Below are 24,812 nucleotides of genomic sequence, written 5' to 3'. Positions count from 1 at the left end.
GATCGACCGTTGGCCGGCGGGCCGGCGGGCGCTAGGCTCCCCCGGCATGGGTGACGAGCTGCCGACCCGGGCCGACGTGGTGATCGTCGGGGCCGGGCACAACGGTCTGGTGTCCGCGATCCTGCTCGCCCGCGCCGGGCTCGACGTGCTGGTGCTGGAGGCCGCCGACGTCATCGGCGGGGCGGCCCGCACCGAGAACCCGTTCCCCCGGGTGCCGGGGCTGCGGCACTCCACCGGGTCGTACCTGCTCGGGCTGATGCCGCCGGAGCTGCTCGCCGCGCTCGACGTGCGGATTCCGGTGCTGCGCCGCGACCCGCACTACTTCCTGCCCACCCCGGGCGGCCCCGGCTCGCCGTACCTGCTGATGGGCAGCGACCACGCGGCGACCCGGCGGCAGCTCGCGGAGTTCTTCTCCCCCGCCGACGTGGCCGCCGACGACGCCATGCAGGCCGAGCTGGCGGCCCTGCGCGACGACCTGGCCCCGGCCTGGCTGGCCGAGCCGCTGCCGGTGGAGGAGACCGCGCAGCGCCACGTGCGGCCCGCGCTGCGGCAGGTCTTCGTCGACCTGGTACGCGGCTCCGTCGCCGATTACCTGGCCCGCTTCGACTTCCGCTCCGAGCTGCTGGTCAGCATGTACGCGGTCACCGACGGGCTCTCCGGGCTCAACGCCGGCCCCGACGACCCCGGCACGGGCCACAACTTCCTCGTGCACAACATGTGCCGGCTGCCCGGCTCCGACGGCACCTGGATGATCGCCGAGGGTGGAATGGGCACCGTCTCGCGCACCTTCGCCGAGGCCGCCCGCGCCGCCGGGGCGGGCATCCTGACCGGTACGCCGATCACCGCGATCACGCTCGACGGCGGTGCGGCCAGCGGGGTGCTCCTCGCCGACGGGCGGGAGGTCGCCGCCCGGGTGGTGCTGGGGGCGTGCGACCCGTACCGGCTGATCGACCTGCTCCCCGACGGCGCGCTGCCCGACCCGCTGACGCAGCGGATGGCGGCGGTGCGCCGCCCCGGCACCACGCTGAAGGTCAACCTGGCGCTGACCGGGCTGCCCCGCTTCTCCTGCCTGCCGCCCGGCGCCCCGAGCCCGTTCGGCTCCACCATCCACCTGCTGCCCGGCTCATCGTCCCTGGTCTCGTCATCCTTGCCCGGCTCGTCATCCTTGCCCGGCTCGTCGTCCCTGGTCGGCTCTGCGCCGCTGGGCGGGGGTCGGGGCGGTGCGGGCGGCGAGTCGCCGATGGCGGCGCTGCGGGGCATGTGGGCCGACGTCCAGGCCGGTCGGCTGCCCGACGAGCCGACGATCGAGTGGTACCTGCACACCACCGTCGACCCGTCGCTGTCCGACGCCGCCGGGCACCACTCCTCGGCGCTCTTCGTCCAGTCGGTGCCGTACTCCCCGGCCGGCACCACCTGGGACGCCGCCCTGCCCGGGTACGTCGCGCGCCTGGTCGAGATCTGCGAGCGGTACGCCCCGGGCACCGGGGACCTGATCGCCGACGCCGTCGCGCTGCCCCCGCCGGGCATCGAGGCCCACTTCGGCATCACCGGCGGGCACATCCACCACGTCGACAACACGGTCTCGTTCACCGACCGCATGCCGTACGCCACGGGCATCGACGGCATCTACGCCGGCAGCGCCGGCTGCCACCCGGCGGGCAGCGTGATCGGCGCAGCGGGCCACAACGCGGCCCACCGCATCCTCAAGGACCTGACCCCCTAACCCACCCCCCACCCCCTCCCACCCCCTAAGCGCGTTGATCAAGAGGTTTGCGTCAAATATCGCCGGCTTTTTGACGCAAACCTCTTGATCAACGGAGCGGGGGTGGGGGTGGGGTGGGGTGGGAGCGGGGTGGGGTGGGGTGGGAGCGGGGTGGGGTGGGAGTGGGGGTGGGTGGGGTTAGGGGGTGGGGGTTTCGGGGGTGGCGCGGTGGGCGCGGACCTTGTGGCCGACGCTGGTGAGGCAGCGGCCGCTGGGCAGGTCGAAGCGCCAGCCGTGCAACTGGCAGGTGAGCTGGTCGCCCTCGACGATGCCGAAGCGGGTCAGGTCGGCCTTCAGGTGCGGGCAGCGCCGCTGCAACACCCAGTCGCCCAGGGTGATGTCCTCGGCGTCGGTGGAGCGCTCGTGCTCGTCGTACCAGCCCTCGGCGTACTGGAGGCGCTCGGTGGAGAGGCACTTGAAGAAGGCGTAGACGAACTCGTTGTACTGGCCGATCCGGGCGGCGGAGAAGCGGCACGACAGGAAGAGCGAGTTGACCCAGTCCACCTCGCCGATGTGCAGCAGGTGCTCGATCAGCGCCCGCTCGGTGCGGAACCGGTACCGGACCTTCTCCTCCGCGTACGGGCGCACCTGCTTGCCCGGGAAGTCCACCACGATCGACTCGACGGTCTCCCCGTCGTAGCCCACCAGGTCGAAGCGGACCGGGCCGCCGACGCCCTTGGCCAGGTAGACCGACTCCTCCAGCAGCGGCTCGATGCGGCGCTTCATGCCGGCCAGCACGTCGATCTCGGGATGCCGCCAGGACGCCTTCTCCGCCTCGATGACCGGGGCCTTGCGCTCCCGCATCTCCTCCAGGTGGGCGACCTTGTTCGCGAAGAACTCCTCGATCGGCTGCGGGTGGGTGGTGCTCGCCCCGGAGGTGGTGACCTCGGCGACGCTGCCCGGCAGCAGCACGATCCCGTTGGTGCCGCCGACCTTCGCGTATTCGGCGAGGAAGACCGACTGGTCGGGGAAGATGTTGCCCTCGTCGCCGTGGATGTCGTTGAACTGCCACAGCGCGTCATCGAGGAAGCACGGCGGCCCGGCGATCGGGAAGACGTGGTCGGCCTTCAGGTCGTCGATGTAGCGCCACGTGCGGTCGAACTGCCGGTCCCGCTTCTGCTTGCCGAACGCGGTCTTCGCCGCCTGCGGCAGCTCGTAGACCATCGGGTACCAGATCGCGCCGGAGAACTGGAGCATGTGCGCGTGCACGTGGCCCAGCTCGGCGAAGACGCTCAGGTCGGTCGGGCGGGCGTCGTTCTGGTTGAGCAGCCGCACCCCGTCGTACTCGACCCAGAGCGACGAGTCGCCGATCGGGCCGTCGGTCGGGCTGGTCAGCGCCTGGATCATGATCTTCAGGCCGCCGTCGAGCTCCACGACCCGCTCGTTGGGCGCCTTCAGGAACTTCGTGAAGCCCAGCGCCCGCAGCTCGTCCTCCATCTCCGAGGTCGGAAACTCGGGGAGCAGGACGGTGGCGTCCTTGGAGACGAAGTCGCGCAGGTGCGCCGCGTCGAAGTGGTCCCGGTGCAGGTGCGACACGTACAGGTAGTCGACCTGGCCCAGGGTTTCCCAGTCGAGCAGCGAATTGTCGGGAAATGGGAACCAGGAGGCGAAGTAGGCCGGATTGACCCACGGGTCGCACAGGATGCTGCCCGCGGCCGTGTCGATCCGCATGCTGGCATGCCCCGTACCGGTCACTCGCACCGCAGTCCCCCTCAAAAAGGCAATCAAGGTGTACGTCAGAAACGCTACCGGAGGCAGTCTGACCGCCGACCCGCGACGCCGGTAGTGCCCTGCGGCCCGGGTCCTCCGCCCCTGGCCCGGGGGTGCCCCTGCCCTACGGCGTGGCCGCCCTGCTCCACCACGGCCGGCCTCCCGGCCCGGCACCGGCGCTCGCGCTCGCGGCCCCGGGGGGCGAGAAACACCCAGCGGGCGAGGCCAGGCGCGCGGCGTGCCAGACTAACCGGAGATCCGATCGCGAGGGAAGGACCGACAGTGGCAGGAAGCGAGCCGGTGACGTCGCCAGATCAGCACAAGCCCGGGCACCGGAAGGCGGGGCGGATCGGCGCGGTGCTCTCCGCGCTGGCCTTGCTCGCGATGCTCTGCGGCAACCACGAGGGCAGGGTCGAGGACATCTGGCTGGTCGGCCTGGCCGTGCTGCTGCTGGGCGTCGTCATCGCCGACGCGGTGCTGCGGCGCAACGGCCTGCGTTCCTGACCGGAGACCGGCGGCCCCCGCCGGCCCAGCACGCACCGAGGGCCCGTCCCCCTGCTGAGCAGGGGACGGGCCCTCGTCGTACGCGCGGGCCGCGGCAGCGGGCCCGGTGGGCCCGTCGCAGGCGCGTCAGCGGCGGAAGAGGATGTCCTGGACGTCCTTGAGCGCGGCGTCGACCTCCGCCTCGAAGTAGCCCCCGGGCACCAACCCGAATCGCAGGGTGTCCAACTCCTGCGGGTTCACCGGCATCGGGCCGCGACCGGTCATGCCGCTGAGAATGCCGTCGAAGAGCTGATCGACCTGGTCCGGGTCGTACCCGCTGCCGAACCGGCGCACCTGGAAGCTGCGGCGGATCTGGTCCACCCGGTGCAGGTCACTGCCGGGCGGGCCGGCCATCGGCGGCCCGGCCATCGGCGGCGGGCCGCCCACCGGCGGGCCACCAATCGGGGGGCCACCCACTGGCGGCGGGCCACCCATCGGGGGGCCGGCGACCGGCGGCGGGCCACCCATCGGCGGACCACTGTGCGGCTGCTGCGGCAGGGCCGGCGGTCCGCCGGGGCCGCGACCGCGTAGCTCGCGCAGGTCCCGCTCCGGCATCCGGATCTCGGCGGTCATGTCGGCTCGGCCGTGCCGCCCGGCCTCGAACGCGTCGAACCGGTCGTCCGGGCCGAAGCCTCCCGGCCCGGCGGGCAGCCCACGCGGCGCAGGGCCGCCGGGCCGACCGCCGACACCCGGACCCACCCCGGGGCCGGGCCCCGTCCCGGGGCCGCCGCCCGGACCCATGCCAGGACCGGCACCGGGGGCGCGGCCCATGCCCGGACCGGGGCCACCCGGACCCATCGGGCCGCCGGGTCCACGCGGGCCGTCGTGCCCGCCACGCGGGCCGTCGTAGCCGCCGACGGGGAAGGCGCCACTCGGCTCGTCGTAGCGGCCGAAGCGCTCGCCGGGCGGACCTGCCTGCGCGGGCAGCGCGCGCGGTCCCAGCGGGGCGGGCCCTCGTTCGTCCCGCATCGGGGCAGGACCACGATCGTCACGAACGGGCGGACCCATCCGGTCGGGCGGACCCATCCGGTCCGGCGGGCCCATGCGGTCCGGCGGACCCAGGCGATCGGGCGGGCCCATCCGGTCGGGCGGGCCCATGCGATCCGACGGGCCAGGTCGCTCGGCCGCGCCCATCCGATTCATCGGACCCATGCGGTCGGGCGGGCCCGATCGGTCGGGCGGGCCCATCCGGTCCGGCGGGCCCATCCGGTCGGGCGGGCCCATCCGATCCGGCGGACCCATCCGGACCGGCGGGGTTATCCGGGTCGGCGCGCCGAGTCGGTCCGACATCCCGGAGTCGCTGCCGCGGCTGACGACGCCGCCGCGCTCCTCCAGCTCGGCCAACTGCCGCTCGACGCGGTCGAGGTGCAGGTCGACCTGCCACTCGTCGTAGCCGTTGAAGCGGACCCGGAAGACGACGTCGTGGACCTCCTGGGAGGCCACGGGCGCGCCGACCGGCTGGCCGTCGAGCGTCGCCTCGACCCGGTCCAGGAAGGCGTCCACCTCGTCGACCTTGTAGCCCCGGCGGAGCGCCTTACGCCGGAAACGCTGACCCTGACTCGCCACTATGTCTCCTGGTCTCGTTCGCCACGCCCGGTCACGCCGTCGCCTCCTGCGGCGCGTCGGTGTCCCTGTCCTCGGAGGCGGCGAGCTGCCCGCAGGCGCCGTCGATCTCGCGCCCCCGGGTGTCCCGCACCGTCGTGGACACCCCGGCCTCGCGCAGGCGGCGGACGAACTCCCGCTCGACCGGCTTGGAGCTCGCGTCCCACCGGCTGCCCGGGGTCGGGTTGAGCGGGATGAGGTTGACGTGGGCCAGCTTGCCCGCCAGCAGCCGGCCGAGGAGGTCGGCCCGCCACGGCTGGTCGTTCACGTCCTTGATCATTGCGTATTCGATGGAGACCCGGCGGCCGGTGCGGGCCACGTAGTCCCACGCCGCGTCCAGCACCTCGGCCACCTTCCAACGCTGGTTGACCGGCACGAGTTCGTCGCGCAGCTCATCATCGGGCGCGTGCAGGGACAACGCAAGGGTCACCGAGAGGTCTTCGTCGGCCAACCGGCGGATCGCCGGGACCAGCCCGACCGTCGAGACGGTGATGTGCCGCTGGGAGAGGCCGAGCCCCTCGGGGGCGGGGGCGACCAGCCGGCGGATCGCCGCGATCACCCGCGAGTAGTTGGCCAGCGGCTCGCCCATCCCCATGAACACGACGTGGGACAGCCGGGGCGGGGAGCCGGCGACCGCGCCGGAGGCGGCCACCCCGGCCAGGTAGACCGCCTGGTCGACGATCTCGGCCGTGGAGAGGTTGCGGGTCAGCCCGGCCTGGCCGGTCGCGCAGAACGGGCACGCCATGCCGCAGCCGGCCTGGCTGGAGATGCAGACGGTGACCCGGTCCGGGTAGCCCATCAGCACGCTCTCCACGAGCGAACCGTCGTGCAGCCGCCAGAGCGCCTTGCGGGTGGCGCCGTCGTCGCAGGCCAGCTCGCGGACCGGGGTGAGCAGGGTCGGCAGCAGCTGCCCCGCCAGCTTCTCCCGGCTCGCGGCGGGCAGGTCGGTCATGGCGGCGGGGTCGCGGACCAGCCGGCCGAAGTAGTGGGTGGAGATCTGCTTCGCGCGGAACGCGGGCTCACCCAGCTCGGTGACCAGGGCCTGCCGGCCGGGCAGGTCGAGGTCGGCGAGGTGGCGGGGCGGCATCGCCGCCCGGCGTGGGGCGGGGGCGTCCGGGGCGGCGGGGATCAGCGGAAGACTCGTCATGACGTACCCAGTCTCCCACGCCGAACGGGCGACGCGCCTGGCCGGAGGTGCCGAATCCCCCCCAACCGGGCGGCCGGCGCGGGATGATCGGCATGATTCATGCCTCAGCCCACCACCGGGACGAAGACCGCCAGCAGCAGGTACGCGGTGGGCACGGCGAAGAGGATCGAGTCGAGGCGGTCCATCAGGCCGCCGTGGCCGGGCAGGAGGTTGCTCATGTCCTTCACGCCCAGGTCGCGCTTGATCAGGGACTCGGCCAGGTCACCCAGGACCGCCGTGCAGGCGATGGCCACCCCGAACAGCGCGCCCCACCAGGGGGCCACGTCGAACAGCGTCCAGATCAGCACGGCGCTGCCGAGAGCCGACGCGGCCACCGAGCCGGCGAAGCCCTCCCAGGACTTCTTCGGGCTGATCGAGGGGGCCATCGGGCGCTTGCCGAAGTTGGCGCCCGCCGCGTACCCGCCGGTGTCGGAGAGCACGACCGCGACCAGCGTGACCAGCACCCGCAGGTGCCCGTCGCCCGGTGCCGCGGCCAGCAGCGCCGCGAAGCCGGCGAGGAAGGGCACGTACACGGCGATCAGGGTGGCCGCCGTCAGGTCGCGCCGGTAGTCGCCCGGCCCGTCGCCCAGTCGCCAGACCGCCATGCCCGCCACGGTGACCAGCAGGCCGAGGGTGAGCGCGTCCGGCCCCGCGTACCAGGCCAACCCGATCGTGAGCACGCCGCCGGCGATCAGCGGCACCAGCGGCGGGTGGGCCCCGCTGCGGCGCACCGCACGGGCCATCTCCCAGCTGCCGATGGCCACCGCGGCGGCGAGCACGAAGAGGAAGGCTGGCAGGTAAAAGAAGAGCGGCACCAGGACGGTCGCGCCGAGGACGGCGCCGACGCCGATCGCGGCGGGCAGGTTGCGCCCGGCGCGGCTGGGCTTGACCTCCTGGCTGGGGAGGCGGTCCCCGCCGGCCCGCCGCCGCCCGGGCCGCCGCCGGCCCCGGGGCGGCTCCGGCTCCGCGGCTCCGTCGCTCACCGCCGCCGCCGGCCCCTCAAGCCGGTACGGCTCGGCGGTGCCGGGCAGCGGGCGGGTGCCGTACGGGTCGGTGCCGTCCGGGTCGAACGAGTCCGGCCGCTGTCCCGGCCGGAGCGGCCCGGTCCGGGAGTCGGGGGCGGGCGCGTACGTGTCGGGTGGGGCGCTGTGGGCCGACTGCCCCGGCTCGAGGTCACGCTCGGGCCAGGGAAGCCCGACCGGGGCCTCGGGGGCGTCCCAGCCTCGGGGCTCCGCGCTGCGGTAGGGGTCGAGGTGAGACATCACGCACCGAGCGGACGCGGTACGGGGCTCACCACATGACGTACGACCAAGACCATCCCCTACGACAACTGTTCCGTCCGGTTGACCGACCCGACCCGCCGGGCGGCTGATTCCGCCCGATCACCGCGTGACGGCCGGAATCGTGCCGAGCCTACTGCACCGGCCGCCCCGGCAGGGCGGACGAGGGTCCTGCGGTGCCCGCCGGCGGCGGTGCCTGCGCCGAACCGCCTGCCGCCGCCCGCGAACGACAACGGCACCGGCGGTCCGCCGCCATCCGGCGAAGACGCACCGGTGCCGTGGCCGATCGCCAGTCCGGCCCGGATCCGGGGAGCGGCTCAGACCTCCAGGAGCTCGCTCTCCTTGTGCTTGATCATCTCGTCGACGCCCGCGACGAACTTCTGGGTCAGGTCGTCGAGGTCCTTCTCGGCGCGGCGGCCGTCGTCCTCGCCGACCTCGCCGTCCTTGACGAGCCGGTCCAGCTCTTCCTTGCCCTTACGGCGGATGTTGCGGATGGCCACCTTGGCCTCCTCACCCTTGTGCCGCGCCACCTTGATCATCTCGCGGCGGCGTTCCTCGGTCATCTGCGGCAGCAGGATGCGCAGCTGGGTGCCCTCGTTGTTCGGGTTGACCCCGAGGTCGGAGTCGCGGATCGCCCGCTCCATGGCACCGATCTGCGAGTTGTCGTACGGCTTGATGATCACCATGCGTGGCTCGGGCACCCCGATGGACGCCATCTGGGGCAGCGGCGTCGGGGTGCCGTAGTAGTCGATGATGACCTTGGAGAACATGGTGGCGTTGGCGCGACCGGTGCGGATGGCGCCGAACTCCTCCTTGGCGTGCTCGATCGCACGTTCCATCTTGTCCTCGGCCTCGAGGAGGGTGTCGTCGATCACCGGTCTCCTCGCCTCCTTCTTGTGCTCGTCGTGGGCTCTGCTGTCGTGTCGGAGGATCGTCGCTGGTCGGCCGGCGGCCGCTCAGGCGGTGATCAAGGTGCCGATCTTGTCGCCACCCACCGCACGGATGATCGTGTCTTCACCCTGCGCGCCGAAGACCAGCATCGGCAGGCCGTTCTCCATGCAGAGGCTGAACGCGGCGGCGTCGGCCACCCGCAGATTGCGGCGCAGCACCTCGGAGAAGGTGATCGAGTCGAACTTGCTGGCGGTCGGGTCGATCCGGGGGTCGGCGGAGTAGACGCCGTCCACGCCGTTCTTGCTCATCAGCACCACGTCGGCGCGGATCTCCAGGGCCCGCTGGGCGGCCACGGTGTCGGTGGAGAAGTACGGCATCCCCGCGCCGGCGCCGAAGATGACCACCCGCCCCTTCTCCAGGTGCCGGATGGCGCGCAGCGGGATGTAGGGCTCGGCGACCTGGGCCATCGTGATGGCGCTCTGCACCCGGGTCTCGATGCCCTCCTTCTCCAGGAAGTCCTGCAGGGCGAGGCAGTTCATCACGGTGCCCAGCATGCCCATGTAGTCGGCGCGGGCCCGGTCCATGCCCCGCTTCTGCAACTCGGCGCCGCGGAAGAAGTTGCCGCCGCCGACCACCACCGAGACCTGGACGCCGCGCCGGACCACGGTGGCGATCTGCCGGGCGATGGCCTGCACGACGTCCGGGTCGACACCGATCGCCCCGCCGCCGAAGACCTCACCGGAGAGCTTCAGCACCACCCGGCGCGCCCGGCCCGGTGGTGGGGCGGTCGGGTCCTCCGCCGCCAGGCTCCGGTCGCTCACAACCTGCGTCATCCGCCCCGTCCCTCCCAGGCGCACCCCAGATGCGCCGTTACCGCTTACCTGCCGTCGCTGACCCTATGCGACGAGGAGGCCGCGGTGCCTGTCACGTACACCAGCGGCCTCCTCGTCGATGTTCCTGCCCATCGGGCGCGCGCCGCGCGCCCGTCCGGCGGCTCAGGCCTGGCCGACCTCGAACCGCAGGAAGCGGGTGACCTCGATGCCGGCGGCGGCCAGCACCTGCTTGACGGTCTTCTTGTTGTCGGCGACCGACGCCTGCTCGACCAGGACGAAGTCCTTGAAGAAGGCGTTGACCCGGCCATCGACGATCTTCGGCAGGGCCGCCTCGGGCTTGTTCTCCTCGCGGGCGGTCTGCTCGGCGATACGCCGCTCGGACTCGACGACCTCGGCCGGCACCTCGTCACGGGTGAGGTACTTCGGGCGCATCGCGGCGATCTGCATGGCCACGGCGCGGGCGTCGGCGTCGGCGGCCTCGTCGCTCTTGCCGGCGTACTCCACCAGCACGCCCACGGCCGGCGGCAGGTCCTGGCTCTTGCGGTGCAGGTAGACCGCGACCGTGCCGTCAAGCTTGGCGAAGCGGTTGAGCACCAGCTTCTCGCCGATCTTGGCGGACTGCTCCTGGATCAGGTCGGCGACCGGCTTGCCGTCGATGCTGCTGGCCAGCAGCTCCTCGGCGGAGCCCACACCGCTGGCCTCGCCGTGCTCGACGAGCTGCTGGGCCAGCGCGATGAAGGCGTCGTTCTTCGCGACGAAGTCGGTCTCGCAGTTGAGCTCCAGCAGCGCCTTGCCCGAGTGCGCGACCAGGCCGTTGGCGGCCGTGCGGCCGGCGCGCTTGCCGACGTCCTTGGCGCCCTTGACGCGCAGGATCTCGATGGCCTTGTCGAAGTCGCCCTCGGCCTCGGTCAGCGCCTTCTTGGAGTCCATCATGCCGGCGCCGGTGAGGTCGCGGAGCTTCTTGACGTCCGCGGCGGTGAAGTTGGACATGACTCTCTCTTCGGTGTTGAGACTCGGTGGGATGTTCTGGGTGCCGGTTACCCGGATCCGGGCCGCGATGCGCCCGGCGTGCCCGCCGCGTCCGCCGCCCGGATCACCGGGCGGCGGACGGCGGCGATGCGGTCACTCAGCGGCGACGGCCGTCGGCTGCGCGGCGGGCTGCTCAGCGGGCTGCTCGGTCGGCTGGGCCGCCTGCACCGGCTGCTCGTCGGCCTTCTTGGGCTGCTCGTCGGCCTTCTTCGTCGGGTCCTCGAGCAGCTCACGCTCCCACTCGGCCAGCGGCTCGTCGGCGCCCACCTGGCCCGGCTCCGGCTTGTCGTCGCTACCCCGGCGACGACCGGAACGGGCGATCAGGCCGTCGGCGACGGCGGCGGCCACGACCCGGGTCAGCAGCTCGGCCGAGCGGATGGCGTCGTCGTTGCCCGGGATCGGGAAGTCGACCTCGTCCGGGTCGCAGTTGGTGTCGAGCACCGCGATCACCGGGATGCCCAGCTTGCGGGCCTCGTCGACGGCGATGTGCTCCTTCTTGGTGTCGACCACCCAGATCGCGGCCGGGAGCTTGGACATGTCCCGCAGACCACCGAGGGTCTTGGTGAGCTTGGTCTTCTCGCGGAACAGCTGAAGGGTCTCCTTCTTGGTGTAACCGGCGGCGGTGCCGCTCAGGTCACCCAGGGCCTCCAGCTCCTTCATCCGCTGCAGGCGCTTGTACACCGTCTGGAAGTTGGTCAGCATGCCACCGAGCCAGCGGTGGTTGACGTACGGCTGACCGACCCGGGTCGCCTGCTCGGCGATGGCCTCCTGGGCCTGCTTCTTGGTGCCGACGAAGAGGATGCTGCCGCCCTCGGCGACGGTGTTGCGGACGAACTCGAACGCCTTCTCGATGTAGTCGAGGGTCTGGCGCAGGTCGATGATGTAGATGCCGTTGCGCTCGGTGAAGATGAAACGCTTCATCTTCGGGTTCCAGCGCCGGGTCTGGTGCCCGAAGTGGACACCGCTCTCCAGCAGCTGACGCATGGTCACGACCGCCATGGGTGGGTACTCCTTGTGATCCCTGGTTGTGTCGCCCGGCCGGCGGCCGGGCGTCCTGGCGCCCGGTCGCCGGCCATGGCGGACCCGACCAAGATCGGGACCAGGGAGGCCGCCGCCCCACGACGAGGTGAGGAGGGCGCGCGAGGTCGACCGCGGGTAGGCGGTCGCCAAGTGGCCAGTGTACGCCCCTGCCCCGCCCGCCGGTCAGCGGGCGGCGAGACCCGCCGCGAGCCCGCCCGGTCAGCGGGCGGCAAGAGCCGCCGCGACGAAGAGCACCAGCCCGACGGTCAGGTACGCCGTCGGCGGGCGCAGCCACCCCCGACCGCCCTCGGCGAGCGCGAGCCCGCCGGTGCGCAGCCCGTAGAGCCCGACGCCGAAGATCGGCAGGCCGCCGACCAGGAAGATGCCCACCAGGACGTCGGACGTCGACAGCGGGTCACCGAGCGCCCCGTGCCGCAGCACCCGCAGCGCCGGGACCTCGAAGAGCAGCACCAGCAGCGCGATCAGCACGGCCAACGCCGGGCGGCGGGTGCGGTAGACGCCGTCCGAGGGCGGCGGGCCCGGCCGCCGCAGCCCCTCCTGGGCGTACGCCGGGTCGAAGCCGGGCGAGGACTGCTCCGGGCGGACGGCCATCGCGGGCATCGGCCCGGTCGGCAGGTCCAGTGGGTGCGGCCCGGCAGTCGCCCCCGGGTCGGCACCTCGCCTCGCGTCGGCGCCCGGGTCCGGCTCGCCCGGTCGACCGCGGTCCTCAGCACGCCTGGGGTCACCCACACCGCTGAGGTCGTGGTGGCCGCTGCGGTCGTGGTGGCCGCCGAGGCTCGGATCCCTGAGGTCCCGCAGGTCGTCGAAGCCACCCGCGTCGCTCGGGTCCTTCGGGGCGCTCAGCCGACTCGGGTCGGTGAAGCCGCTGGGGTCGTCGAGGCGGTGGGGATCGTTGGGGCGATCGGGGTCGCGGCGGTGGGGGTCGGCCGGGCCGTGGGGATCGGCCGGGCGGTTCGGCTCGATGATCGGGTACCCGCCGAGCGGCGCGGGGCGGGCCGGCTCGGCCCGCAGGCCGGCCGCGTCGACACCGAGCGGGTCGCCCCCGAACGGAGCGGCATCGCGCGCCACCTCTCGGGCAGGCGCGTCCGGGCCGGCGGCGGCGCGCGGCGCGGGGCGTTGGCCCACGGCCAGCGGGAACGTGACGGAACGCTGGCTCACCGGCGGCGGGTCGATCTCCCGCTGTCCGGCGGCCAGGCCGGCTTCGGCGGCCCGCGCCGCTCGACGCGACTCCCGCTCCGCGGCGATGTCGTCGGCCGAGACCCCGAAGGAGCCCGTCTCGCCCCGCCGGGACCGCGACCGGTAACTGTCGGTATCGGTGTCCGTGCGGCCGAAGGCGTCATCGGCACCGTGTCGCCCGCTCTCGCCGTACCGGCCCACCGGTGGGTCGGTCAGCTCGTCGTAGCGCCGCTCACCGGTGTCCCCGCGCTGGTCCGGGGCGCGGAGCTCATCACCTCGGTAGCGGTCGTCGCCCGGCGAGCGCCAGTCCGAATCGCCGTACCCGCCCTCGCCGGGGTACCAGCGCGGCTCCTGATCATCGGGAAAGCTCCGTCGTGCGTTCACGACGGGCACCGTATGTGACAGTGGCACCCGCGCGCCATCCGGACGGCTCGCTTCCCCGGTATCCGAGACCGGCGCCATGCCGTCCCCGGCCGGCAGCGGCGCTTCGCCGCGGCGACCTCGATCGACGTCCATGACGACTCTCCGCTCCCGGGTCGACCACCCGTCGCAGGCGGGCCAGGGCGTCGCCGGCTCGGCCTGATAGGTGATGATCACCTGATCCTCGGCGCCGACGATGGAGAGCGCCTGCCGCCGCAGGCTGAGCGGCCCCACCGACGGACGGGCGAAGCGCTTCATCTCGTTGCGCGACGGGCACACGTCGTGCTGGGCCCAGGGATTCCTGAAACCGCGCCTCGCCGAACAGGCGGCGCCGGACCCGCACGAGAACGGCTGAGCCGACGCGTCTTCCCCATAGCACACGGCAGGCATGATCGTCCGGTTGTCCACAGTGGCCTTGGTTGTCCACAGGCGGCCCCGGGCGGGACGCCCGAGCGGGCAGTGTGCGGCGCATGACGAAGCGGAACCAGGCGGTCGGCGCGTACGGGGAACGGTGCGCCGTCCGGCATCTCATCGGGGCGGGGCTGCGCCCGATCGCCCGCAACTGGCGCTGCCCCGCCGGCGAGATCGACATCATCGCCTGGGACGGCGAGGTGCTCGCCTTCTGCGAGGTGAAGACGAGGCGCACCGCCACCTTCGGCGCGCCGGCGGAGGCGGTCGTCGCCACCAAGGCCCGGCGGCTGCGGGGGTTGGCCGCGCGGTGGCTCGACGAGACCGGCACCACCGCCGACGAGGTGCGCTTCGACGTGCTCTCGGTCGAGCTGCCCGACGCCGGGGCGGCCCGGGTCGAGCACCTCAAGGGTGCGTTCTGAGATGGGCGGTCGGGCGTGAGCTACGCGAAGGTGCTCTGCGTCGGCCTGGTCGGGCTGGCCGGTCACGTGGTGGAGGTGGAGGCGGACCTCGCCCCCGGGCTGCCGGCCGTGGTGATCTCCGGGTTGCCGGACACGGCCCTGCACGAGGCGCGGGACCGGGTCCGCGCCGCCGTGGTCAACTCCGGTCAACGATGGCCCAACCGACGGATCACCCTGAACCTGCTGCCGGCCACCATGCCGAAGTTCGGCTCCGCCTTCGACCTGGCGATCGCGGTGGCGTTGCTCGGCGGCTCCGGGGAGCTGCCGCTGCTGCCGCTGGAGCGGGTGGTGGTCCTCGGCGAGCTGGGCCTCGACGGCACCGTCCGGCCGGTGCGCGGGGTGCTGCCGATGGTGGCCGCGGCGGCGCGGGCCGGCGTGCGGCGGGTGGTCGTCCCGGTCGACAACGCCGCCGAGGCGGCGGTGGTGCCGGGCGTGCTGGTCCGCGCCGTGGACACCCTGCACCGGCTGGTCGAGTTCGTCCGCGACGGCACCCCGCTGATCGAACCGCCGGCCCCGCCGCCGTCGGCCGGCCCGGACGGGCCGGACCTGGCCGAGGTGGCCGGGCAGCCGCTGGGCCGACGGGCCCTGGAGGTGGCCGCCGCCGGCGGGCACCACCTGGCGTTCTTCGGGCCGCCCGGTGCCGGCAAGACCATGCTCGCCGAACGCCTGCCGTCGATCCTGCCCGAGCTGGACGACGACGCGGCGCTGGAGGTCACCGCGCTGCACTCGATCGCCGGCCTGCTCCCGGCGGGCGGGCGGTTGCTGCGCCGGCCGCCGTTCCAGGCACCGCACCACACCGCCACGGTGGCCTCGCTGGTCGGCGGCGGATCGGGGCTGGCCCGGCCGGGTGCGGTGTCGCTGGCCCACCGCGGAGTGCTCTTTCTCGACGAGGCACCGGAGTTCGGCCGGGGTGCGCTGGAGGCGTTGCGCCAACCGCTGGAGCACGGCCGGGTGCAGCTCGCCCGCAGCCGGGGCGGCACGGAGTACCCGGCCCGGACGCAACTGGTGCTCGCCGCCAACCCGTGCCCCTGTGCGCGACCGGCCGGCGACGTCTACTGCGAGTGCTCCCCGCTGGCCCGCCGGCGTTACCTGGGCCGGCTCTCCGGCCCGCTGCTGGACCGGATCGACGTGCAGGTCGCCCTGCCGCCGCTGCGGGCGGCGGAGCTGATGGAGGCCACGGCCACCGGCGAGCCCTCGGCCACGGTGGCGACCCGGGTCGCGGCGGCCCGCCAGGCCGCCGCCGACCGCTGGGCCGACGCCGGATGGCGGCTCAACGCCGAGGTCCCCGGCCCCTGGCTGCGCCGCCCGCCCTGGCGGCTGCCCGAGCGGGACACCCGGGAGCTGCGCGGCCGGCTCGACAGCGGCGCACTGTCTGCGCGCGGCTTCGACCGGGTCACCCGGATGGCCTGGACCATCGCCGACCTCGACGGGCGGGACCGGCCGCACGCCGACGACGTCCGGGAGGCCATCGCGCTCAGAATGGGATACGCGGCGTGAGCGACGACGACGACCGGCTGGCCCGGGTCGCGTTGACCTGGCTCGCCGAGCCCGGCACCCGGTCGGTGCACGCGCTGGTCGACCAGCTCGGCCCGGTGGCGGCCTTGGAGCTGCTGCTCGACGGCGGCGCTCCGGAGCAGTGGCTCCGCTCCGCGGTGGCGGCCCGGTGCCGCGAGGGGGACCCCCGCGCTGTGGCGGCCGAGGCGCTGGCCTGCCGGGAGCGACTGGGCGTCCGGCTGGTCACCCCCGACGACGAGGCGGAGTGGCCGCCCCAGCTCGACGGCCTGCGCCGGATGGTGCTGCGGGGGGCCACCCGCCGGGTGGACATCGAGACCGCGCCCCCGCTCTGCTTCTGGGTGCGGGGGGCGTGGCCGCTGCGGGAGGCGCTAACCCGGGCGGTCGCGGTGGTCGGTGCCCGCGCGGCCACCGCGTACGGCGTGCACGTCGCCACCGAACTCGGGTACGGGCTGGCCGACCGGGGCTGGACGGTGGTCTCCGGGGGTGCCTTCGGCATCGACGCCGCAGCGCACCGGGGCGCACTCAACGCCGGCGGGCTGACGGTGGCGGTGCTCGCCTGCGGAATCGACCGCCCCTACCCGATGGGCAACGCCGGCCTCTTCGACCGGATCGCCGAGACCGGGCTGCTGGTCAGCGAGTGGCTGCCGGGCGCAGAGCCGTTCCGCCCCCGGTTCCTCATCCGCAACCGGGTCATCGCGGCGGCGACCGAGGGCACGGTGCTGGTGGAGGCGTCGGCCCGCAGCGGCGCCACCCAGACGTTCAACCGGGCCGTTGCCCTCCACCGACGCCCGATGGTGGTGCCCGGTCCGGTCACCTCCGCCATGTCGGTGGGCGCACACGAGCTGCTCCGCGAGCAGCCGTCGGCCCGGCTGGTCACCGGCGTGCCCCACGTACTGGAGGAGGTGGGCCGCATCGGCGTGGACCTGGCGTCACCGGCCCGCGCCCCGCAACGCCCCCGGGACACCCTCGACGACGAGGCGGCGCTGGTGCTGGAGGCGATGCCCCGGCGCGGGGTGATCGACGTGGACCGGCTGGCCGCCCGAGCCGGCGTGACCGTCCGGACCGCCATGCGCAAACTCTCCCTGCTAGAGGAGTTGAGCCTGGTCCACCGACGCGACGAGGGGTACGCGCTGACCACCCCGGCCCGCGCCCCGACACCACCACGTGCCGAGGTCATGGGCCCGCTCCACGACGATCCTGGCCGTCCCGCCAACGGCAGGTGATCGGGCTGCTCCAGGACGATCCTGGCCGTCCCGCCACCGGCAGGCGATCGGGCTGCTCGCCCGGCCGATGTCCCACCCCGGGTCCGCCCGCCGTCGTGCCCCGAGCGGGGTGCGCTCGTAGGCTGAGCCGATGCGAGGCGACGGGCGGGCGCGACCCGCGTGCCCTGCGGCGGCGGGCACCCCGGTCGACGGCGGTGCCCGGTGAGCCGCGCCGGGCACGACACGAGGCGGGCGCATGCAGCCCTTCCGGCGGCGATGCGCGAGGCGGTGGACGACTTCGCCGACCACCTGGCCCGGGTGCGCAACCGCTCGGCGCACACCGTCCGGGCGTACGTGGGCGACCTGGTCTCCCTGCTCGACCACGCGACCCGGATGGGCTGTGCCGGGGTGGCCGACCTCGACCTGGGCGTGCTGCGCAGCTGGCTGGCCAGGCAGCGGACGACCGGGGCCGCCCGGACGACGATGGCCCGGCGGGCCGCGGCGGCGCGCACCTTCAGCGCGTGGGCCCACCGCGCCGGCCTGATCCCCGCCGACGTGGCCGCGCCACTGGCCAGCCCCCGCGCCCACCGGCCGCTGCCGACCGTGCTCCGCCCCGACCAGGCCGCCGCCCTCCTCGACTCGCCCCGAGCGCCCGGAGATCTTGGAAGCGAACGGCCCCCGGAGGGGCCGGAATCTGCCAAGATCGCGCCACCGGAGCCGGGCGAGGGGGACATCCGGGGGGTGGGGGTGCGGGTGCGGGATCGGGTTCTGCTCGAGCTGCTCTACGCGACCGGGGCGCGGATCAGTGAGGTGTGCGGCCTGGACACCGCCGACGTTGACTCCGCCCGCCGGGTCGTGCGGGTGCTCGGCAAGGGGTCGCGGGAGCGCGCCGTGCCGTACGGGGTGCCGGCGCAGCGGGCGCTCGACGAGTGGCTGCGCATCGGGCGGCCGGTGCTCGCCGGCCCGAACTCCGGGGACGCGCTGCTGCTCGGGGCGCGGGGCGGACGCCTGCACCCGACGACGGCCCGCCGCGTCGTCGCCGGGTACGCCGAGTACGCGGGGCTGCCCCGGACCACCCCGCACGGCCTGCGCCACTCGGCCGCGACCCACCTGCTCGAGGGCGGCGCGGACCTGCGGGCGGTGCAGGAGTTGCTCGGCCACTCCTCGCTGGCGAGCACGCAGATCTACACCCACGTCTCGGTCGAACGGCTCCGCGCGGCGTACCGGCAGGCCCACCCGCGCGCCTGACCGGGAAGATCGGCGGCCACCCCCATCCGGCGGCTGCGGCACCGAGATCAGCAGGTTGTCGACGGTCGTCTTCGATCCCTACCGGGCTACGATCATGCGATGAGCGCGCCGCAGCCGCCCGAGCCGATTCCCGGTGCCCGGCTGCTCTTCTCCCTCGATCCCTCGGTGAGCTACCTCAACCACGGCGCGTTCGGCGCGGTGCCGATCGGGGTGCAGCGTGTCCAGCAGCGGCTGCGCGACGAGATGGAGTCCAATCCGCAGCGCTTCCTCGGGATGAGCCTGGTGGAGCGGATCGCCCATACCCGCCGGCACCTGGCGACCTTCCTCGGCGCCGACCCGGAGGGCACCGCGCTGGTCGGCAACGCCACCGCCGGCGTCGCGGTGGTGCTCCAGTCGCTCGGCCTGCGCCCCGGCGAGGAGATCGTCACCACCGACCACGGCTACGGGGCGGTCGCCTTCTCCGTCGACCGGGAGTGCCGCCGCACCGGGGCGACCCACCGCACCCTGCCGGTGCCGTTGACCGCGACGGACGAGCAGGTCGTCGAGATCGTCCGCGCGGGGCTGCGGCCCGGCCGGACGAGGCTGCTCGTCGTCGACCAGGTCGCCTCGGCCACCGCCCGCCTCTTCCCGGTCGCCGCGATCGCCGCGGTCGCCCACGAGCACGACGTGTCGGTCCTCGTCGACGCCGCCCACGCGCCGGGCATGTTGCCAACCCCGGTGGCGAGCATCGGCGCGGACTTCTGGGTGGGCAACCTGCACAAGTGGGCGTACGCCCCGCGTGGCACCGCCGCGCTGGTGGTCGCCCCGCCGTGGCGGGACCGGATGGAGCCGCTGGTGGTCTCCTGGGAACAGTTGGCCGGCTTCCCGGTCAACGTCGAGTGGCAGGCGACGCTGGACTACACCTCGTGGCTGGCCGCGCCCGCTGGCCTCTGGACGCTGCGCAGCCTCGGCGTCGACCGGGTACGCACGCACAATGCCGCCCTGGCCGCGTACGGTCAGCGGGTGGTGGGCGACGCGCTGTCAGTGGCCCCGGCCGACCTGCCGGAGCCCGGCGGGCCGGCGGCCGCCATGCGACTCGTTCCGCTGCCGGTCGGGCTCGCCACCACGGTCGACGCCGCCCATGCCCTGCGCGGTGCGATCGCCGACCGGTTGGCCGCCGAGGTGTCGGTGGCATCCTGGAACGGCCGAGGCTGGCTGCGGCTGTGCGGGCAGGTCTACAACTCGCCGGACGAGTACGAGCGGCTCGCCCGGCGGTTGCCGGCGCTGCTCGCCCAGCGCTGACGGGGCGCCGGTCAGGTCGGCAGGAGCCGGACGGGGCCGAGCCCGAGCAGCGCCAACGGGTCCAGGTACTCGTCGGCTCGGCGCAGCCCCCAGTGCAGGCAGGCCGCCTCGGGACAGCCCGCGTGCCCAGTCGCCAACCGACCCACCGCCGCCCCGGCGGCCACCCGGTCGCCGGCGCGGACGCCCGGCGCCACCGGTTCGTAGGTGGTCCGCAACCCCGCGCCGTGCCCGACGGTGACCACGGGACGGCCCGCGACGGGGCCGGCGAAGAGGACCACCCCTGCCCCGGCGGCCCGGACCACGGCCCCCGGCGGGGCCACCAGGTCGACGCCCCGGTGACCGGGCAGCCACGGCTGCGGGGGCGGTTCGAAGCGGCGCGCCGGACGCGGAGCCCCGTCGAGCGGCCACCGGAAGCGCCCAGGCGAGGCAGCCGGCCAGCCAGACGGGGCAGGCGAGGCAGCCGGCCAGCCGGACGGGGCAGGCGAGGTCACCGGCCGACGCCACCCGGCAGCCGGGCCGGGCGGCGGTGGCACAGGTGGTCCGGGCCGCCCGGACACTGCCATCGCGCGGGGCTGCGGCGGTGCAACCGAGCCGGCCGCAACGCCGGGCGCGAGCGTGACCACGCAGAGCGCCGCGGTGGTGAGCGCCGCAGGGGTCCGCCGTGGCGGCCTCGGCGGCCGACCGGCTGCCCCGGCCCAGGCCCACCACCCACCTCCGGCGCGGCCAGGCCGAGAGCATCCGCGCCAGCCAGGCCGGCCCTGAACACGCCGGCCAACGGCCCGCCCACCCTGAGCACGCCGGTCAACGGCCCGCCTGCCCTGGGCACGCGCGGTCACGGCACGCGCGGTCACGGCACGCCCGTTGCGGACACCCCCGTCCAGGACCGGAACGTCGCCGACCACGCGCCCGGCACTGCCGCATCTCGGTCCGGGGCCAGGGGCCCCGTTCTGCGTCCGCATGGCCCGCAGTGTGCCGGAATCGGCGAGACGCCGCCCGCGTCGGCCGCTCACCTGTGGACGGCCGGGCGGCCTGTGGACAGGCCCCGTCCGGCCAGTTGATCTGCTATGGCCTCGCACACTGTGGACGGCCCGGCAGGAGGGGACGCCAGGAGGCGGGGAGACGTCAGGAGGCAGGAGGGGACGCCAGGAGGCGGGGAGACGTCAGGAGGCAGGAGGGGACGCCAGGAGGCGGGGAGACGTCAGGAGGCAGGAGGGGACGCCAGGAGGCGGGACGGGCCCGGACCGGGCGCACCCGGGTCGCCTCGGCGGAGCCGGCCCCCGACGGCGGCACGTGCCACCGCCAGGGCGCGGCGGATCGAGACGGTGCTCGTGCCTAGCACAGTGTGGCGTCGACGCCGGATCGACGCGGGGACCCGGGGCGGGTCAGCGGGAGAAGGGCGTCAGCCGCCGAAGCCGGAGTCGGCGGGCAGGGAGATGTCGGGCTTCTCCAGCTCCTCGACGTTGACGTCCTTGAACGTCATCACCCGGACGTTCTTGACGAACCGGGCGGGACGGTACATGTCCCACACCCAGGCGTCGTGCATCTCGACCTCGAAGTAGACCTCGCCGTCGGAGTTGCGCACGTGCAGGTCGACCTGGTTGGCCAGGTAGAAGCGGCGCTCGGTCTCCACCACGTAGGAGAACTGACGGACAATGTCGCGGTACTCCCGGTAGAGCTGGAGCTCCATCTCGGTCTCGTACTTCTCGAGATCTTCCGCGCTCATCGCACTCCGCCTTCCATGACCACATCTTCCCCCACCGGCGCGGGAGGTCGGGGCTGCTCGCCCAACGCCACGCCGACGGTACCCCCTGACGCACTGAATCGCTCCATCGGCTCAACCGGCTCCGAACCCGCTGGGCGCCGGGATCGAGGCGGCCGCCCGTCCAGGCCGGACGCGGCGGCGACATTGACGTACGAGAAGCGGTGCTCACGGCACGGGCCGCGCTCCCGCAGGGCTGCGGTGTGCTCCGCCGTGACGTAGCCCTTGTGCTCGGCGAACCCGTAACCGGGGAACGACGCGTCCAACTCGACCATGATCCGGTCCCGGGTGACCTTGGCCAGCACGCTGGCCGCCGCCACGCAGGCCGCCACCCGGTCGCCCTTCCACACCGCCAGCCCCGGCACGTCCAGCCCGTCGACGCCGAAGCCGTCGGTCAGCACGTAGTCGGGGCGGGTGGCCAGCGACGCCAGGGCCCGGCGCATCGCGGCGAGGTTGCACACGTGCAGGCCACGGGAGTCGACCTCGTCGGCCGGGATCACCACCACCGCGTACGCCAGGGCGCGGTCGACGACCTGGGCGTAGACCCGTTCCCGGGTGGCCGGGGTGAGCAGCTTGGAGTCGGCCAGCCCGTCGATCTCCCCACGCCGCCCCTCGGGCAGGATCGCCGCCGCCGCGACCAGCGGGCCGGCGCAGGCGCCCCGGCCGGCCTCGTCCGCGCCGGCCACGTGCCGGAAGCCCCGCCGTTGCAGGGCGCGCTCCAGCGCGTACAGGCCGGCCTCGCGGCGGACGACGGTGCGCGGCGGGGTCAGCACGGCGTACCCCCCGCCTCGGGGCCGACCCCGGCCGACCCGCGCACGGCGGGCGGCGCGGCCCTTCCGGGTACGGCGGACGGCGCGGTCAGGACCTGGCGCAGCAGGGCCGGCAGGTCGGCCGGGTAGTACCGCTCGGTCGTGGCGGCCAGCTCGTCGGCCGACCACCACCGGTGCCCGGTGACGCTGGCCCGCTCGACGGCGTTGAAGCCGGCCGTGTCCACCTCCCAGGACGACACCCGGGCCAGGAAGAAATCCTGTTCCTGCTGGTACCGCACGCCGGCGAAGGGGAACCGGATGGTCTCCCGCCGCACCGGCTCGCCCAGCTCGGCCGGGGCGAGCCGCAGGCCGGTCTCCTCGGCCAACTCCCGGGCGGCCCCGGCCGCCGGGGACTCCCCCGGCTCCAGCCCGCCGCCGGGGGTGAGCCAGTACCGGTGCTCGGGCCGCGCCGGGTCGAAGCAGGCGAAGAGCAGCACCCGATCGGCGGCGTCGAGGAGGAGCACGCGCGCGGCGCGGCGCGGGGTGTGGACCGTCACCGTCCCAGCCTGCCAGACCCGGCCCGGATCGCCCACGCCCACCCGGGGCCGCCGACCGCCGCGCTCAGGCGTTCGGCACGGCTTCGAACGGCTTCGGCACGGTGAGCCAGGTGGCCCGGCCGACGGGCCAGAAGACGGTGAACGCCCGGCCGACCACCCGGTCCTCGGGGATGGTGGCGCTGTCGATGCTCTGGCCGGACTGCTGCCAGTGCTCCAGGGAGTCGCCGGAGGCGGAGCGGTGGTCGCCCATCACCCACAGCCGCCCCTTCGGCACGGTGACGTCGAACTCCTGGTCGGCGGGCTTGTCGCGCTGGCCGTTGGCCGAGTAGATGTAGGGCTCGTCGAGCGAGGTGCCGTTGACCACCAGCCGGTCCTGCGCGTCGCAGCAGACCACGTGGTCGCCGCCGACGCCGATCACCCGCTTGATGAAGTCCTCGCCGTCGGGGTTGCCGCTCCACTCGGTGGGGGCCTTGAACACGATCACCTCGCCGCGGTGCGGCGAGCGGAAGTCGTATACCAGCTTGTTGACCAGCACCCGATCGTCGATTTGAAGGGTGTTCTCCATGGAGGGCGACGGGATGTAGAAGGTCTGCAGCACGAAGGCCCGCACCAGCACCGCGACCAGGATCGCCACACCCAGGAGGATGGGCAGCTCTTTCCAGAAGGAGCCGCTCTTCTTGTCGGTCTGCTCGTCGATCACGGGTGGAGCCTACGTCGCCGGGAGCGGACGGGGGTTCCGGAACGCGCGAAAGCGGCTGCCGCGGCCGAGAGCGGGACGAGCAGCAGCACCCCGCCCGAGCCGGTGGGGCGCACCGGGGCCGGGGTGTCCCCGGCGGCCGTGGCGGGCCCGGTGACCGCGTCGAAGGTCTCCGGGGCCGACAGCGTCGCCCACCGGGAGGAGGGCCAGACCACGGCGAAGGCCCGGCCGACCACGCTGTCGATCGGCACCGGACCCTGGCAGCGGGCGTCCTGCGAGACGAGCCGGTGGTCGCCCATCACGAAGAGCTGACCGGCGGGGACCACCACCTCGTCGAAGCGGCGCGAACGGCACTCGCGCGGGTTCGGCGGCGGCTCCAGCGGGGAGTTGCGCACCACGTACGGCTCGTCGAGCGGGACGTCGTTGACGGTGACCCGGCCCTGGGCGTCGCAGCACTTCACCCGGTCGCCGGGCAGACCGATCACCCGCTTGATGAAGTCCTTCTCGCCGGGACGGCTCAACCCGACCAGGTCACCGACGGTGCGGCCGAACCTGCCGACGACGCCGGGGTCGGGCTCCTGGATCTGCTGGGGCGCCCACCTGGCGGTGCCCCGGAAGACCACCACCTCGCCGCGCCGCGGGTCCCGTACGTCGTAGACGACCTTGTTGACCAGCACCCGGTCGCCGATGAGCAGGGTGTCCTCCATCGACCCGGAGGGGATGAAGAACGCCTGGAGCAGGAAGCTGCGGATCAACACCGCCAGGCAGAAGGCGAGGATGAGCAGCAGCGGAAGCTCCTGCCACAGCGGCATCGGCCGGCGGGACCGCCGGGGTCGTCGCCGCCACGAACTCGTCGCGCTGTCCTCGTCGAGCGTCCGCACCATGGCACTCCCCGGTCCGCAGAAACGACACTACCGCCCGGGAGCCTCGTCGAGGCCCCGCGGGCGGTAGTGGGACGATCCGGCGTCGCGGCTACCGCCGCCACGCATCGATGCCCGCCTGCGCCCGTGCGACCAGCGTAACCGGGGTTGGCTCGGACGGCATCCACGCAGCTCAGGCGGCCAGGCGAGCGAAGAGTCAGCTCGACTGCTTCTCGCGACGCTCCTTGATCTTGGCCTTCTTGCCCCGCAGCTCGCGCAGGTAGTAAAGCTTGGCGCGGCGCACGGCGCCCCGGGTCACGATCTCGATGCGGTCGATCGCCGGGCTGTTCAGCGGGTAGGTCCGCTCGACACCCACGCCGAAGCTGATCTTGCGGACCGAGAAGGTCTCGCGCAGGCCGTCACCCTGGCGACGGATGACCACGCCCTGGAAGATCTGGACCCGGGACCGGTTGCCCTCGACGACCCGCGCGTGCACCTTGACGGTGTCACCGGCGCGGAACTCGGGAAGGTCGACCCGCTTCGACTGGGCGTCAAGGGCGTCCAGGATGTTCATCGCTGCGTCCTCGTGATACTCACGGCGC

23 protein-coding genes and 1 pseudogene are annotated in these 24,812 nt (G+C 73.9%); 7 read left to right on the top strand and 17 right to left on the bottom strand.

The genetic code is table 11. The features are described 5' to 3' along the window. Window positions 1-46 precede the first annotated feature (46 nt). Complete coding sequence (locus ACLQ2V_RS10000; RefSeq protein ID WP_425718108.1) at window positions 47-1,723, top strand: phytoene desaturase family protein; 1,677 nt, start codon at window positions 47-49, stop codon at window positions 1,721-1,723. A 177-nt stretch (window positions 1,724-1,900) separates the two neighbouring features. Here ACLQ2V_RS10000 and ACLQ2V_RS09995 read toward each other — a convergent pair whose 3' ends face one another. After that, window positions 1,901-3,463: a Rieske 2Fe-2S domain-containing protein gene (locus ACLQ2V_RS09995; protein WP_425718107.1), complete on the bottom strand. Its 1,563-nt coding sequence runs from the start codon at window positions 3,461-3,463 to the stop codon at window positions 1,901-1,903. Between the two features lie 291 nt (window positions 3,464-3,754). Between ACLQ2V_RS09995 and ACLQ2V_RS09990 the strand changes: the two genes are divergently transcribed. Further along, complete coding sequence (locus tag ACLQ2V_RS09990; RefSeq protein WP_425718106.1) at window positions 3,755-3,976, top strand: DUF2631 domain-containing protein; 222 nt, start codon at window positions 3,755-3,757, stop codon at window positions 3,974-3,976. A gap of 126 nt (window positions 3,977-4,102) precedes the next feature. On the opposite strand, the gene ACLQ2V_RS09985 is transcribed toward ACLQ2V_RS09990, so the two are convergent. The 9 genes and pseudogenes from ACLQ2V_RS09985 to ACLQ2V_RS09945 form a co-directional block, all read right to left on the bottom strand. Then, window positions 4,103-5,581: a DivIVA domain-containing protein gene (locus ACLQ2V_RS09985; RefSeq protein WP_425718105.1), complete on the bottom strand. Its 1,479-nt coding sequence runs from the start codon at window positions 5,579-5,581 to the stop codon at window positions 4,103-4,105. A gap of 31 nt (window positions 5,582-5,612) precedes the next feature. Next, window positions 5,613-6,764 carry a 23S rRNA (adenine(2503)-C(2))-methyltransferase RlmN gene (gene rlmN / locus ACLQ2V_RS09980; RefSeq protein ID WP_425718104.1) on the bottom strand — a complete coding sequence of 384 codons (1,152 nt, stop codon included), beginning with the start codon at window positions 6,762-6,764 and terminating at the stop codon, window positions 5,613-5,615. A gap of 104 nt (window positions 6,765-6,868) precedes the next feature. Further along, window positions 6,869-8,065: a phosphatidate cytidylyltransferase gene (locus ACLQ2V_RS09975; RefSeq protein WP_425718330.1), complete on the bottom strand. Its 1,197-nt coding sequence runs from the start codon at window positions 8,063-8,065 to the stop codon at window positions 6,869-6,871. Between the two features lie 335 nt (window positions 8,066-8,400). Then, the gene (gene frr / locus ACLQ2V_RS09970) at window positions 8,401-8,958 is read right to left on the bottom strand and encodes a ribosome recycling factor (RefSeq protein ID WP_425718103.1); all 558 of its coding nucleotides are present in this window, start codon (window positions 8,956-8,958) and stop codon (window positions 8,401-8,403) included. Between the two features lie 81 nt (window positions 8,959-9,039). Then, window positions 9,040-9,807, bottom strand: coding sequence for a UMP kinase (gene pyrH / locus ACLQ2V_RS09965; protein ID WP_425718102.1), 768 nt, complete (start codon window positions 9,805-9,807; stop codon window positions 9,040-9,042). 162 nt (window positions 9,808-9,969) lie between these two features. Further along, window positions 9,970-10,797: a translation elongation factor Ts gene (gene tsf / locus ACLQ2V_RS09960; protein ID WP_425718101.1), complete on the bottom strand. Its 828-nt coding sequence runs from the start codon at window positions 10,795-10,797 to the stop codon at window positions 9,970-9,972. 132 nt (window positions 10,798-10,929) lie between these two features. Continuing rightward, on the bottom strand, window positions 10,930-11,835 hold the full coding sequence (gene rpsB / locus ACLQ2V_RS09955) for a 30S ribosomal protein S2 (protein WP_425718100.1): 906 nt from the start codon (window positions 11,833-11,835) through the stop codon (window positions 10,930-10,932). 240 nt (window positions 11,836-12,075) lie between these two features. Further along, window positions 12,076-13,437 (bottom strand): hypothetical protein, encoded by a 1,362-nt coding sequence (locus ACLQ2V_RS09950; protein ID WP_425718329.1) that lies wholly within the window; start codon window positions 13,435-13,437, stop codon window positions 12,076-12,078. Window positions 13,438-13,626: 189 nt separating this feature from the next. After that, window positions 13,627-13,863, bottom strand: a pseudogene (locus tag ACLQ2V_RS09945) (hypothetical protein); the annotation flags it as partial. Between the two features lie 80 nt (window positions 13,864-13,943). Between ACLQ2V_RS09945 and ACLQ2V_RS09940 the strand changes: the two are divergent. From ACLQ2V_RS09940 to ACLQ2V_RS09920, 5 genes are all read left to right on the top strand, one after another. Then, entirely contained in the window at window positions 13,944-14,303 is a 360-nt protein-coding gene (locus tag ACLQ2V_RS09940) for a YraN family protein (RefSeq protein ID WP_425718099.1), read from the top strand. Between the two features lie 15 nt (window positions 14,304-14,318). Continuing rightward, the gene (locus tag ACLQ2V_RS09935; protein ID WP_425718098.1) at window positions 14,319-15,839 is read left to right on the top strand and encodes a YifB family Mg chelatase-like AAA ATPase; all 1,521 of its coding nucleotides are present in this window, start codon (window positions 14,319-14,321) and stop codon (window positions 15,837-15,839) included. Then, window positions 15,836-17,080, top strand: a complete 1,245-nt coding sequence (locus ACLQ2V_RS09930) for a DNA-processing protein DprA (protein ID WP_425718097.1) — start codon at window positions 15,836-15,838, stop codon at window positions 17,078-17,080. Before ACLQ2V_RS09935 ends, ACLQ2V_RS09930 begins: the two co-directional genes overlap by 4 nt. Before the next feature lie 255 nt (window positions 17,081-17,335). After that, the gene (locus ACLQ2V_RS09925; RefSeq protein ID WP_425718096.1) at window positions 17,336-18,307 is read left to right on the top strand and encodes a tyrosine recombinase XerC; all 972 of its coding nucleotides are present in this window, start codon (window positions 17,336-17,338) and stop codon (window positions 18,305-18,307) included. A gap of 99 nt (window positions 18,308-18,406) precedes the next feature. After that, the gene (locus ACLQ2V_RS09920; RefSeq protein ID WP_425718095.1) at window positions 18,407-19,588 is read left to right on the top strand and encodes an aminotransferase class V-fold PLP-dependent enzyme; all 1,182 of its coding nucleotides are present in this window, start codon (window positions 18,407-18,409) and stop codon (window positions 19,586-19,588) included. Between the two features lie 11 nt (window positions 19,589-19,599). Here the strand turns inward: ACLQ2V_RS09920 and ACLQ2V_RS09915 are convergent, their stop codons facing one another. The 7 genes from ACLQ2V_RS09915 to rplS form a co-directional block, all read right to left on the bottom strand. Further along, the gene (locus tag ACLQ2V_RS09915) at window positions 19,600-20,151 is read right to left on the bottom strand and encodes a murein hydrolase activator EnvC family protein (RefSeq protein WP_425718094.1); all 552 of its coding nucleotides are present in this window, start codon (window positions 20,149-20,151) and stop codon (window positions 19,600-19,602) included. An 836-nt stretch (window positions 20,152-20,987) separates the two neighbouring features. Continuing rightward, a complete protein-coding gene (locus ACLQ2V_RS09910; protein WP_007075222.1) occupies window positions 20,988-21,311 on the bottom strand; it encodes a DUF2469 domain-containing protein in 324 nt (107 codons plus the stop codon). Then, the gene (locus ACLQ2V_RS09905; RefSeq protein ID WP_425718093.1) at window positions 21,308-22,120 is read right to left on the bottom strand and encodes a ribonuclease HII; all 813 of its coding nucleotides are present in this window, start codon (window positions 22,118-22,120) and stop codon (window positions 21,308-21,310) included. Before ACLQ2V_RS09905 ends, ACLQ2V_RS09910 begins: the two co-directional genes overlap by 4 nt. After that, window positions 22,114-22,653, bottom strand: a complete 540-nt coding sequence (locus tag ACLQ2V_RS09900) for an NUDIX hydrolase (RefSeq protein WP_425718092.1) — start codon at window positions 22,651-22,653, stop codon at window positions 22,114-22,116. The genes ACLQ2V_RS09905 and ACLQ2V_RS09900 overlap by 7 nt, the downstream gene beginning before the upstream one ends. A gap of 64 nt (window positions 22,654-22,717) precedes the next feature. Continuing rightward, the gene (lepB, locus tag ACLQ2V_RS09895) at window positions 22,718-23,353 is read right to left on the bottom strand and encodes a signal peptidase I (RefSeq protein ID WP_425718091.1); all 636 of its coding nucleotides are present in this window, start codon (window positions 23,351-23,353) and stop codon (window positions 22,718-22,720) included. Next, window positions 23,350-24,234: a signal peptidase I gene (gene lepB / locus ACLQ2V_RS09890; RefSeq protein WP_425718090.1), complete on the bottom strand. Its 885-nt coding sequence runs from the start codon at window positions 24,232-24,234 to the stop codon at window positions 23,350-23,352. The genes lepB (ACLQ2V_RS09895) and lepB (ACLQ2V_RS09890) overlap by 4 nt, the downstream gene beginning before the upstream one ends. A 193-nt stretch (window positions 24,235-24,427) precedes the next feature. Then, window positions 24,428-24,784 carry a 50S ribosomal protein L19 gene (gene rplS, locus ACLQ2V_RS09885; protein WP_425718089.1) on the bottom strand — a complete coding sequence of 119 codons (357 nt, stop codon included), beginning with the start codon at window positions 24,782-24,784 and terminating at the stop codon, window positions 24,428-24,430. Window positions 24,785-24,812 lie beyond the last annotated feature (28 nt).

This window comes from Micromonospora sp. DT233 (assembly GCF_049841815.1).
Taxonomy (GTDB): domain Bacteria; phylum Actinomycetota; class Actinomycetes; order Mycobacteriales; family Micromonosporaceae; genus Micromonospora.
The sequence above is the reverse complement of the archived record's forward strand: the minus strand, read 5'-3'. Positions and strand labels throughout refer to the sequence as shown.